Genomic DNA, 12,018 nt, shown 5'->3' on the forward strand with positions numbered 1-12,018 from the left:
CATGCACACCGGTTCCTGCCTATGTGGCGGCGTCGCGTTCAGTATTGACGGGGAGCTGTCTGCGCCTTCGGCCTGCCATTGCGGCCAGTGCCGCAGGCAATCGGGCCATGTCTGGTCATCGACCTCGACCCATAAGGACAACCTGAGCTTTGCGGCCAGTGACACGCTGAACTGGTATCGCGCTTCGGATATCGCCCGCCGTGGGTTTTGCGGCGCGTGCGGCTCGTTTCTGTTCTGGCAGCATAAGGACGAGGACACGATTTCGATTTCCATGGGCGCGCTGGATGCGCCCACGGGGCTGCGCCTAAGCCGGCACATCTTTGTGGCGGACAAGGGCGATTACTATGACATCACGGACGACCTGCCCCAACGGGCACAGTAACAGGGATCAAGACAGATGAGCGATTTTCCGACAAAAGCCCGCGTGGTTATCATCGGTGGCGGCGTGGTGGGGGCCTCTTCGCTCTACCACCTTGCCAAGAAGGGCTGGACCGATTGCATCCTGCTGGAAAAGAACGAACTGACCGCCGGTTCGACATGGCACGCAGCGGGCAACGTGCCGACATTCTCGACCTCGTGGGCGATCATGAACATGCAGCGCTATTCGACCGAGCTCTATGCACGGCTGGCGGATGAGGTCGATTACCCGATGAACTACCATGTCTCGGGTTCGATCCGGCTGGCGCATAACAAAGAACGGATGCAGGAGTTCGAGCGCGCCTGTTCCATGGGCCGCTATCAGGGCATCCCGATGGAAATGTGGACCCCGGAAGAGGCCAGGGAACGTTATCCGTTTCTGGAAACCCACGATCTGGAAGGGGTGCTTTACGACCCCACCGACGGCGATATCGACCCGGCACAGCTGACGCAGGCGCTGGCCAAGGGCGCGCGCGATCTGGGGCAGAAGATCCTGCGCTTTACCCCGGCCACCGGTGTGACCCAGCACGACGACGGCACCTGGACCGTGCACACAGATAAGGGCGACATCGCCTGTGACTATGTTGTCAACGCCGCCGGATATTATGCCCAGCGCGTCGGGGAATGGTTCAAGCCCTTTGGTGGCCGAACCGTGCCTGCAATGGTGATGAGCCATCAATACCTGCTGACCGACGAAATCCCCGAGATCGAGGCTTGGTCAAAGGAAAACGGCGGCAAGCTGCCGCTGCTGCGCGACGTCGATGTGTCCTATTACCTGCGGCAGGAGAAGAATGGCTTCAACCTCGGCCCGTATGAGCCCAACTGCAAGGGCCACTGGATGACCGAGGACGACCCGATGCCCGAGGATTTCAGCTTCCAGCTGTGGAACGACGATCTGGACCGGATCGAGGATATCGTCACCGACGCGATGGAGCGGGTGCCGCTGATGGCAACCTCGGGCGTGGGCCGGGTGATCAACGGTCCGATCCCCTATGCGCCGGATGGTCTGCCGCTGATTGGCCCGATGCCCGGTGTAAAAAACGCATTCGAGGCGCACACCTTCACTTTCGGCATCGCGCAGGGTGGCGGGGCCGGCAAAGTGCTGGCCGAATGGATTGTCGATGGCGCGACCGAGTGGGATATGTGGGCCGTCGATCCGCGCCGCTATACCGATTACACCGATCAGGACTACTGCAATCAGAAGGGCATGGAAGTGTACGGCAACGAATACGCCATGCACTTCCCGCACCATGAATGGCCCGCCGCACGCGACAAAAAGCTGTCGCCTGTCCATGAAAAGGTCAAAGCGCTGGGCGGTGTGATGGGCGCCTATAACGGGTGGGAGCGCGCCAACTGGTTCGCCAAGCCGGGTGATGACACCTCGCTTGAGGCGACCCATACCTGGGGGCGTTCCGGCCCGTGGGAACAGCGTATCCAGGAGGAATGCGAGGCCGTGCGCGACCATTGCGGTGTGCTCGATCTGCCGGGCTTCTCGCGCTTTATCGTCAAGGGCGAAGGCGCGGCAGAGGCGCTGCGCGGCCTTGCGACCGGCGGTTTGCCGAAAGTTGGCCGGATGAACCTGATCTATGTCTCAGACGACCGTGGCCGCATCCTGACGGAAATGTCCTGCATCCGTCTGGGCGAGGATGAGTTCATCATGATCACCGCCGCAACCGCGCAATGGCATGACCGCGACATTCTGGTGAACGCGATGCCCGCCGGTGTTTCGGTCGAGGATGTGACCACCACGCGCGACACGCTGATCGTCACCGGTCCGAAGTCGCGTGAGATCCTGTCGGGACTGACCGATGCCGATCTGACCGCCGGGTGGCTGACCCACCAGTCCGCCACCGTTGCGGGCCAGCCTGCCTATCTGATCCGCGTTTCATTCGCCGGAGAACTGGGATGGGAGGTTCATGCCCTGAACGAACATATGCCTGCGATCTATGACGCGATCATCGATGCCGGGGCCACACCGTTCGGGATGTATGCGCTGAATTCACTGCGCATCGAGAAAGGCTATCGCGCCTGGAAGGGCGACTTGAGCACCGACTACTCGCTACTGGAAGGCGGGCTGGAGCGGTTCGTCAAATTGGACAAGCCGCAGGACTTCCCCGGCAAGGCTGCAATTCTGAACGAAAAGCAGCAGGGCGTGAAAAAGGCCTTTGTCACCATGACGGTGGAGGCTGGTGACTGCGACGCGCCCTATATGTCCTGCATCTGGCAGAATGGCGAGATCGTGGGCGAAACCACCTCGGGTGCGTGGGGCTACCGTGTCGGTAAATCCATCGCGCTGGGCATGATCAAGGCCGAGCTGGCAAACCCCGGCACCGAGCTTGAGGTGGAAATCTACGGCCAAAAGTGCCGCGCTGTGGTAGAGCAGGATCAGCCGCTCTGGGATCCCGAGAACGAGCGGTTGCGCGCTTAACTTCTCACGGAGACTGCCATGAGCAAACGATACGCCAAATTGGGGCCCGGTGAGGGTCCCAACTATGACTGGGAAAACGACCATACCTTTGTGAAGGTTTCCGGTCAGGACACCGCCGGCGCATACACGCTCATGGAAGACAATCTGAAGGCCAGCTTTGCGCTTGGCCTTCATCGCCACGATAGCCATGCCGAGACCTTCTATTTTCTCGAAGGCGCGGTGGATTTCTATGTCGATGGCGATTGGCATCGCTGCACGACGGGTACGACAATGCATGTGCCGCCCGGTGTACCCCACGCCTGTCGTGTGGCCGAAGGCGCACCCGCCAGAATGTTGATGATCTTTCAGCCCTCGGGGTTTGACGGTTTTCTTGCCGAACTGGCGACGATGGATGAGGCAGACTTCGCGAATGAGGCGAAGATGGCCGAACTGAACGCCCGTTATGACATCGTGCCGATGGGGCCCGTCCCGACCCGTCCGGATGATCAGAATTAAAGGGGCGTAAATGGCTGTTCCTGCAACCATGTCTGGCGTTTACCTGACCGGCCACGGCGGGCCAGAGGTGTTGGAGTGGCGCGAGAATATTCCGGTGCCGGAACCGGGGCCAGGACAGGTTCTGGTTCGCGTGGCGGCGGCGGGGGTCAACAACACTGATATCAACACGCGCGTCGGCTGGTATTCTTCTGACGTGACCGGTGCGACGGGTGATGTCGATCAGGATGTCGACGCCGGCGGCTGGGGCGGCGCGCTGCAATTTCCACGCATTCAGGGCGGTGATCTGTGCGGCATTGTGGAATCCGCCGGACCCCGAACCGGGTTTCGGCCGGGACAGCGCGTGACATGCCCGATCAACCTGCCGCGCCCGCGGCCGGGAAACCCGTCCGGCTTCGTGGCGCTGGGTTCGGAATTGGACGGGGCGTTTGCCCAGTACTGTCTGGTCGAGGCTGATGATCTTTACGATGTGTCGTCCTCACCCCTGTCGGATGTGGAAATCGCTGCCATCCCCTGCGCCTTCGGCACCGCCGAAAACCTGCTGACGCGCGCGGGTGTAACATCTGGCCAAAAGGTTCTTGTCACGGGCGCGTCCGGGGGTGTCGGGCTTGCCGCCGTACAACTGGCGGACCTGCGCGGCGCGACGGTCTGGGGGGTAACCAGCCCGGCCAAATCCGATGTGGTGATTGGGCAGGGTGCGACCGCCACCTTTGACCGCAACGCCCCGTTGCCGGCCGATATGTTCGATGTGGTGATTGATGTTGTGGGCGGCCCCGCGTGGCCGGGGCTGATCCTGACGCTGAAACCCGGCGGCCACTACGCCGTCTCGGGCGCGATTGCAGGCCCCATCGTTCAGGCCGACCTGCGCGACATCTACCTGCGTGACATCACCATCCACGGCTGCACCCATCAGAGCCTTGACGTGTTCGGACGGCTGGTCGAGTTGATGAATGCGGCCCGGATCAGGCCGCTGATCTCGAAAACCTACGCGCTGAGGGACATTGCGACCGCGCAGGAGGATTTTCAATCGAAGGCATTTCCGGGGAAACTCGTGCTGATTCCCTGAGGAGGCTGGAACATGGCAGATATCACACTTCTGGATGGCTCCGTCGGGCAGGAACTGGTCAGGCGCAGCGGCAAGAAGCCGACCCCGCTGTGGTCGACCCAGGTGATGATCGACCACCCGGAACTGGTGGGCGACGTACATGACGAATATTTCCGCCGCGGCGCGACCATTGCGACAACGAACACCTATGCCGTGCACCGCTCGCGGCTTGAGCGTGTGGGCATGGAGGACCGGCTTGCCGATCTGGTCGATGCGGCCCTGTCGCAGGCGGAACGGGCGCGTCTGGCTTCCGGCGGCCGGATCGCGGGGGCGCTTGGCCCGTTGCTGGCGACATACCGCCCCGACCTGAACCCGGATGTGGAGGAAGCGGCCGGGAAATTTGCCGAACTCGCGCGCCTGATGGCGGACCGGATCGACCTGTTTCTGATTGAAACCGTGTCTTCGGTGCAGGAGGCCGAAGGCGCGCTCCGGGGAACGGCGACAAAGGACAAACCCGTATGGCTGGCGCTGTCGGTCATGGATGACGATGGCACCCGCCTGCGCTCGGGCGAGCCTTTGTCCGATATCGCGCCGGTGGTCGATCGCTTCACACCCGAGGCCGTTCTGATCAATTGCACCCGCCCCGAGGCCGTCGGACCCGCGCTGCAAATCATAGCGACGCTTGGGCGGCCTTTCGGGGCCTATGCCAACGGATTTACCGAAATCTCGCAAGGGTTTCTCGAAGACGCGCCAACCGTCGACGCGTTGCAGCAGCGTCAGGATATGGGGCCAGAGGTCTATGCCGATCACGCGATGGCCTGGGTGGCGCAAGGGGCAACGATTGTCGGCGGATGCTGCGAGGTCGGACCGGATCACATCGAAGCACTGGCCAACCGGCTGCGCGCGGCCGGTCACCGGATCGTCTGAGGGAATGGGTATGCACAAAGGGCGAAACCCGGAAACCCCGCCAGACAAGGCGCAGGTTCATTTCGATATTGTTGTCGCGCCCGGCTACGTATTGCTGGAACTGGCATCGCTGGTCGAAGTGTTGCGCCTGACCAACCGGGTTTGCCCGCACCCGCCCTTTACCTACACCTACCGGTCGCTGAAAGGCGGCCAGGTCAACAGCAGCAGCGACGCGTTGATTCAGACCGAGCCTGTTTCCCGCAACCCGCGCGCCGATTATCTGTTCGTGATCGGCAATTCCGACCCTGATCACCCCGACCTGTCGCTGGGCCGGGTGGTGTCCGACTATACATTTCGGGGCGCGCAAGTCTTTCTGCTGGCCGAGGCGGCCAGCCGTTACATCGACGAACATGGCACGGCCGACATGGCAACCCACTGGGAAAACGCGTCTTTCCTGCGCGAACGCGGCGCACGATTCGAGGCCAAGCTGTCGATTGCAACACAGCAGGGGGCGGTGGTGACCTGCGCGGGGATGGAGGCAACGACCGATGTGGCGCTGTCGGTGATCGGGCGTCATGTCTCGGGCCCGGCCAAGATGACGGTCGCCGATATCATGCTGCACGAAAACATCCGCGACTTCTCCTCGATGCAGCCGTTTTCCGGCGCACAGCTCACGGCGACGGGGGATGCCAAGCTGGACCAGTGCATCAAGCTGATGCAGGCCAATATCGAAGACCCGCTGCCGATCCACCAGATCGTCGAGGCCCTGCATCTGTCGAACCGGTCTCTGGAGCGCAAGTTCAAGACGTTTTTCGGAACCACACCCAACGGGTTCTATCGCGAGATGCGGCTGGCCAAGGCCAACAACCTGTTGCTGAACACCACAATGAGCGTCCGCGAAATCGGTCTGGCCTGCGGTTTTCCCAACGGGTTTTCCTCGGTCTACAAAAGTTTCTTCGGCGTCACGCCCTTTGTTCTGAGGCGGGAAAAGCGGGCGTCTTCACATCGGTGATTTTTGCGGATGCCTTGACGTTTTTGGCGCATTTGTTGTCGATCTTCCGTGGCAATTTGGCGCAAACCTGACACAGCGGAGATTTCAGGATGGTTGATCTTCCCAGCAAGGCCCGAGTGGTCATCATCGGCGGCGGCGTCATCGGATGCTCGGTCGCCTATCACCTGACCAAGAAGGGTTGGACCGATGTCGTGCTGCTGGAGCGCAAGCAACTGACCAGCGGCACCACTTGGCATGCAGCGGGCCTGATTGCGCAATTGCGTGCGACGGCGAACATGACCAAGCTGGCGAAATACAGTCAGGAACTTTATGGCTCGCTTGAAGAAGAAACCGGCGTTGCCACCGGGTTCAAGCGCTGCGGCTCGATCACCGTGGCCCTGACGGACGAACGCAGGGAAGAGATCTATCGCCAGGCCGCGATGGCGCGCGCCTTTGGGGTCGAGGTGGAAGAGATTTCCAATGAGCGGGTGCATGAGCTGTATCCGCACCTGAACCTCGAAGGCGTCAAGGGCGCCGTTTATCTGCCGCTCGACGGGCAGGGTGATCCGGCGAACATTGCGCTGGCATTGGCCAAGGGCGCGCGCCAGCGCGGCGGGATTGTCAAAGAACGGGTGAAGGTCACCGATATCGTCAAAGAGGGCCGGAAGGTGACCGGCGTGGACTGGGTTGCCGATGACGGCAGCGCTTCAGGCCATATTGAATGCGACATGGTCGTCAACTGTGCCGGCATGTGGGGGCACGAGGTCGGCCGGATGGCCGGTGTGAACGTGCCGCTGCATGCCTGCGAACATTTCTACATCGTCACCGAAGGCATTGACGGGCTGACCCAACTGCCGGTGCTGCGCGTGCCGGATGAATGCGCCTATTACAAGGAAGACGCGGGTAAAATCCTGCTGGGTGCGTTTGAGCCGAACGCCAAGCCCTGGGCGATGAATGGCATCCCGGATAGTTTCGAGTTCGACCAGTTGCCCGAAGATTTCGACCATTTTGAGCCGATCCTCGAAGCGGCGGTGAACCGGATGCCGATGCTGGCCGAAGCCGGTATCCACACCTTCTTCAACGGGCCTGAATCTTTCACCCCCGACGATGCCTACCATCTGGGTCTGGCGCCTGAGATGGACAATGTCTGGGTCGCGGCGGGCTTCAACTCGATCGGTATCCAGTCGGCAGGTGGCGCGGGCATGGCGCTGGCCGAATGGATGGATACAGGCGAGAAGCCGTTCGATCTGGGGGACGTGGACATCAGCCGGATGCAGCCGTTCCAGGGCAACAAGAAGTACCTTTTCGAGCGCTCGAAAGAGACGCTGGGCCTGCTCTATGCCGACCACTACCCTTATCGCCAGAAAGCCACCGCGCGCGGTGTGCGCCGGACGCCGTTCCACCATCACCTGCTGGAACAGGGCGCGGTCATGGGTGAACTGGCCGGATGGGAGCGCGCAAACTGGTTCGCCAACGAAGGGCAGGAGCGCGATTACCAGTATAGCTGGAAACGCCAGAACTGGTTCGGGAACTCGGCCGCCGAGCATAAGGCCGTGCGCGAGAATGTGGGCATGTATGACATGTCGTCCTTCGGCAAAATCCGGGTTGAAGGCCCCGATGCCGAAGCGTTCATGAACTATATCGGCGGCGGCGACTATTCGGTGCCGGAGGGCAAGATCGTCTATACCCAGTTCCTCAATCGCGCGGGTGGGATCGAGGCGGACGTGACCGTCACCCGCCTGACCGAGACCGCCTATCTGGTCGTCACCCCCGCCGCCACTCGGCTGGCCGATCAATGCTGGATGCAGCGTCACGCGGGTGATTTCCGCGTCGTTATCACCGATGTCACCGCGGGCGAGGGCGTGCTGGCCGTCATGGGCCCGAATGCGCGCGCGCTGCTGGAAAAGGTCTCTCCGGCGGATTTCTCGAACGCCACTAACCCGTTCGGCACCGCGCAGCAGATCGAGATCGGCATGGGCCTCGCCCGCGCCCATCGCGTGACCTATGTGGGCGAACTGGGCTGGGAGGTCTATGTCTCCTCCGACATGGCCGGACACGTGTTCGAAACGCTGCATGCGGCGGGTCAGGACATGGGGCTCAAGCTCTGCGGCATGCACATGATGGACAGTTGCCGGATCGAAAAAGGGTTCCGCCATTTCGGCCACGACATCACCTGCGAGGATCACGTCGTTGATGCGGGGCTTGGCTTTGCGGTCAAAACCGACAAGGGCAGCGATTTCATCGGACGCGAGGCGGTGATCGCGCGGAAAGAGAGCGGGCCAAAGTCACGCCTGGTTCAGTTCCGGCTGACCGATCCGGAACCGCTGCTGTTCCACAATGAACCCATTGTGCGCGACGGCGAATATGTGGGCTACCTGAGCTCGGGCAATTACGGGCACACGCTGGGCGGCGCGATCGGCATGGGCTACGTGCCCTGCGCCGGAGAAAAATCCGCCGATGTGCTGGGTTCGACTTATGAGATCGACGTGTGCGGCGTGAAGGTCCGGGCCGAGGCGTCGCTGAAGCCGATGTATGATCCGAAATCCGAACGCGTTAAGGTCTGATCCAACTGTCGGGGCGCAACAGCGCCCCGGCTCTGTCTTCAAGGGGGACAGATGCAGAGCGTGACATATCAGAAATCCTGATACCGCACTTCACAGTTTTCGCAGTTCCCTACCCGGTCGGATTTGCCGTAAAGAAAAGCGGTATCAGCCGGAGACCCGCAATGGCAGACGTAAACACATCCTCGCAGAATGCGGACACTCCGAAAGGGCTGGCTCTGGCGGTCACTGCTTATGTGCTGTGGGGGTTCCTGCCGCTTTACATGAAGGCGATGGCCCATATCGGACCGGTCGAGATCGTGGCCCATCGGATCATCTGGTCAGTGCCGGTGGCAGGTTTGTTGCTGATTGCCCTTGGCCGCACGCGCGACCTGAAGGCGGCGCTGCGGAACCCGCGGATGCTGGGCATGGCCTGCCTGACCGCAGCGCTGATTTCGGTGAACTGGGCGATCTATGTCTGGGCGATTGCCAGCGGCAACGCGCTGGATGCGGCACTGGGTTATTACATAAACCCGCTGTTCAGCATCGCGCTGGGCGCGGTTCTGCTGCGAGAGCCGCTGAACAGAACCCAGTTGGTTGCCGTTGGTCTGGCCGCGGCAGGGGTGCTGGTTCTGGTGTTTGAGGCCGGAAGCCTGCCCTGGGCGGCGCTGGGGCTGATGGTCAGTTGGGGGTTTTATGCTTTCTTCAAACGGTCGCTGCCCATCGGGCCCAATCAGGGGTTTCTGCTTGAGGTTCTGATCCTGCTGATCCCCGCGCTGGCTTATGTCACCTGGCTGGGCGCACAGGGCACCGGGCATTTCGGGCTGGCGGCCCAGGACACGTTGTTGCTGGCCGGTGCCGGAATCGTGACGGCCATTCCGCTGCTGGTCTATGCCAACGGGGCCAAGCTGGTGCGGCTGTCGACGATGGGGATATTGCAATACATCGCGCCGACGATGATTTTCATCACCGCCATCACCGTATTCGGCGAAGAGATCGACCGCGGCCGCATGGTTGCGTTCCCGCTGATCTGGGCGGCTTTGGTGGTGTATTCGATCCCGATGATCCGGCAGATGCGGGCTCAGGCCTGACGCAGCAGGCGGGCGGCCTGATCGGCCCAGATGGCATAGGTTTTCGGGCTGGGGTGATACCCGTCCGGCGCGGCAAGCGCGGGGTCGTCCGGCAGGTTGAGCGTCAGGTGACGCGCCTGCGGAAACTGTGAAACGACCTGTCGCAGCCCGCTGTCCAGACGCGCGGCCTGCTGCCCCAGCACCCAGGCCAGCGGTTGCGGCAGCGCCGGAAACCTGCCCATCTGCGGCACGCAGGTGACAACGACCCGCCGAACCCCCAGCGATCCGGTCAGCAGGGACAGCAGCCGGGTTTGCCTGTCGATGAATTGCCGGCGGGTGACGCCGCGGGTGACATCATTGACGCCCAGCGCCGTGACCGCCATGTCAAACCGGCCGTCCAGCTTGCTCAGCCGGTCGATCGTGTCCAGCGTTGTGTGGCCCGTCGTCGCTTCGAGAAGCCATTCAACCGTATAGTGTTTTCCCAGCGCGCGAACGAGTTGCCCGGCAAGCGCCTGCGCCTGTGTGCCCGCGCCGACCCCGGCGGCGGAACTGTCGCCGGCGATCAGCAGACGCCGCCCGGGTCCGCGCCCGTCGCGCCCGTTGCGCGGGCCGGTCGGCTCGGGCAGCAGTTGTGCGTTGCGGCGTACCGAAAAGCCCTGCGCCGCCAGAACCGGCAGCAGGGGCAGGCGCAATATCTGATCGGCGGCGATCGGCGCGGGCATGGTCAGCTCAGCGCGTTTTTGAATTCCAGAAACCGTGCGTCGGTCATCACCCGCGCCATCATCGCCTCGCGCAGGGCGCCGATGGTCTTGTAGGGGCGCATGACAACCTCGAATTCCTGGATAAGGCCAGCGTCGTTCAGGGTGATCAGGTCGACCCCCACCGCATCCAGATCACCGACCTTGCACTGGAACTCCAGCGCCCAGTCCTTGCCGTCGCCCATGATCCGGCGGTATCGGAAATCCGAGAAGACCTGACCGACATGCCCCAGCACCGCCGCCACGGGCGCGCGCCCGGTCCAGGTGCTGTAATAGGTCGGCGGCGAAAACCGCACATCTTCGGCCAGCAATTCGTGGATCAGGCTTTCATCGCCCTTGGCGACAACTTCTTGCATGCGCGCGATTGTGGGATGCATGGTTTCTCCTCGGCTTTGGTCCAAGATTTGCTGAACCGTTCCGTTCAGGCAAGGCCGACGTTGCGGGAGGTTGCGCCGTGCGGTAGGCAGGCGCGCATGAGCGAAACCTATGATCCCCCGACAACGCCCCTGGACGTGCTGCACGAAGACGCGCAGCTGATTGTGGTGAACAAGCCGTCTGGCCTGTTGTCCGTGCCGGGGCGGGGCGCGCATCTGGCGGATTGCCTGCTGTCCCGCGTACAGGCGGCGTTTCCGCAGGCCCTGTTGGTGCATCGGCTGGATCGGGACACATCCGGCGTCATCGTGTTTGCCCAGACGCCGCATGCGCAGCGGCATCTGAGCATGCAGTTCGAGAACCGCCAGACGCGGAAAACCTATCTTGCACGGGTCTGGGGAACGCTTGAGCCGAAAACCGGGACCGTCGATTTGCCGCTGATCGTGGATTGGCCGAACCGACCGCGTCAGATGGTGTGTCACGAAACCGGCAAACCTGCTGTCACCGACTGGCGCGTGGTCAAGCATGAAGGCGAAACCAGCCGTGTTCGCCTGTTTCCCAAGACGGGTCGGTCGCATCAGTTGCGCGTGCACATGCAGGCGCTGGGCCACCCGATACTTGGCGACCCGTTTTACGCCGAAGGTGCGGCGCGGGATTTCCCGCGCCTGATGCTGCATTCCGAGGAACTGCGGCTGAAAAGCCCCGAGGGCGGCGTTTCGATGAAATTCCGCGCCCCGGCGGACTTCTGAGCTTAGGCGGTACTGGTCCAGAACATTTTCAGATTGCCCAGTGAAAACCGTTTCATCCTTTTGCGCGGGGCGCAGGGCTGTCGGGCGGCCATGATCTCGCGCTCGATTTCAAAGGCGCGCAGGGTGTGATCCTGCGACCAGCGATCCAGTTTCAGTGTCATCATTACGTGATTGTCGCGGCTTGGCATGGGAATTCTCCTGTCTGCTGGGGCTCAACCTGACGCATCACTGCTGACACCACCCTGTCAGT

12 protein-coding genes are annotated in these 12,018 nt (G+C 62.1%); 9 read left to right on the top strand and 3 right to left on the bottom strand.

Translation table 11 applies throughout. The features are described from left to right. Nucleotide 1 precedes the first annotated feature (1 nt). The 8 genes from ACXAC3_RS05150 (at nt 2) to rarD (ending at nt 9,910) form a co-directional block, all read left to right on the top strand. The gene (locus tag ACXAC3_RS05150) at nt 2–382 is read left to right on the top strand and encodes a GFA family protein (protein ID WP_475157615.1); all 381 of its coding nucleotides are present in this window, start codon (nt 2–4) and stop codon (nt 380–382) included. 15 nt (nt 383–397) lie between these two features. Next, nucleotides 398–2,845: a GcvT family protein gene (locus ACXAC3_RS05155; protein WP_475157620.1), complete on the top strand. Its 2,448-nt coding sequence runs from the start codon at nt 398–400 to the stop codon at nt 2,843–2,845. A gap of 18 nt (nt 2,846–2,863) precedes the next feature. Then, nucleotides 2,864–3,340 carry a cupin domain-containing protein gene (locus tag ACXAC3_RS05160; RefSeq protein WP_475157625.1) on the top strand — a complete coding sequence of 159 codons (477 nt, stop codon included), beginning with the start codon at nt 2,864–2,866 and terminating at the stop codon, nt 3,338–3,340. Nucleotides 3,341–3,350: 10 nt separating this feature from the next. Further along, the gene (locus ACXAC3_RS05165; protein ID WP_475157627.1) at nt 3,351–4,403 is read left to right on the top strand and encodes an alcohol dehydrogenase catalytic domain-containing protein; all 1,053 of its coding nucleotides are present in this window, start codon (nt 3,351–3,353) and stop codon (nt 4,401–4,403) included. Nucleotides 4,404–4,415: 12 nt separating this feature from the next. Then, nucleotides 4,416–5,309 carry a homocysteine S-methyltransferase family protein gene (locus tag ACXAC3_RS05170; RefSeq protein WP_475157630.1) on the top strand — a complete coding sequence of 298 codons (894 nt, stop codon included), beginning with the start codon at nt 4,416–4,418 and terminating at the stop codon, nt 5,307–5,309. Between the two features lie 10 nt (nt 5,310–5,319). Beyond that, a complete protein-coding gene (locus tag ACXAC3_RS05175; protein ID WP_475157634.1) occupies nt 5,320–6,300 on the top strand; it encodes a GlxA family transcriptional regulator in 981 nt (326 codons plus the stop codon). A gap of 89 nt (nt 6,301–6,389) precedes the next feature. Further along, nucleotides 6,390–8,843, top strand: a complete 2,454-nt coding sequence (locus tag ACXAC3_RS05180) for a GcvT family protein (protein ID WP_475157639.1) — start codon at nt 6,390–6,392, stop codon at nt 8,841–8,843. Between the two features lie 161 nt (nt 8,844–9,004). Next, nucleotides 9,005–9,910, top strand: a complete 906-nt coding sequence (gene rarD, locus ACXAC3_RS05185; RefSeq protein WP_475157644.1) for an EamA family transporter RarD — start codon at nt 9,005–9,007, stop codon at nt 9,908–9,910. Here the strand turns inward: rarD and ACXAC3_RS05190 are convergent. After that, nucleotides 9,901–10,611: an SGNH/GDSL hydrolase family protein gene (locus ACXAC3_RS05190; protein ID WP_475157650.1), complete on the bottom strand. Its 711-nt coding sequence runs from the start codon at nt 10,609–10,611 to the stop codon at nt 9,901–9,903. The genes rarD and ACXAC3_RS05190 overlap by 10 nt on opposite strands. A 2-nt stretch (nt 10,612–10,613) precedes the next feature. After that, on the bottom strand, nt 10,614–11,024 hold the full coding sequence (locus tag ACXAC3_RS05195; protein ID WP_475157655.1) for a nuclear transport factor 2 family protein: 411 nt from the start codon (nt 11,022–11,024) through the stop codon (nt 10,614–10,616). A 96-nt stretch (nt 11,025–11,120) separates the two neighbouring features. On the opposite strand from ACXAC3_RS05195, the gene ACXAC3_RS05200 reads away from it, so the two are divergent. Beyond that, a complete protein-coding gene (locus ACXAC3_RS05200; RefSeq protein WP_475157658.1) occupies nt 11,121–11,768 on the top strand; it encodes an RluA family pseudouridine synthase in 648 nt (215 codons plus the stop codon). A gap of 2 nt (nt 11,769–11,770) precedes the next feature. Here the strand turns inward: ACXAC3_RS05200 and ACXAC3_RS05205 are convergent, their stop codons facing one another. Continuing rightward, the gene (locus ACXAC3_RS05205) at nt 11,771–11,956 is read right to left on the bottom strand and encodes a hypothetical protein (RefSeq protein WP_475157663.1); all 186 of its coding nucleotides are present in this window, start codon (nt 11,954–11,956) and stop codon (nt 11,771–11,773) included. Nucleotides 11,957–12,018: the final 62 nt, after the last annotated feature.

It is taken from the genome of Ruegeria sp. ABV4_181, from assembly GCF_056158465.1.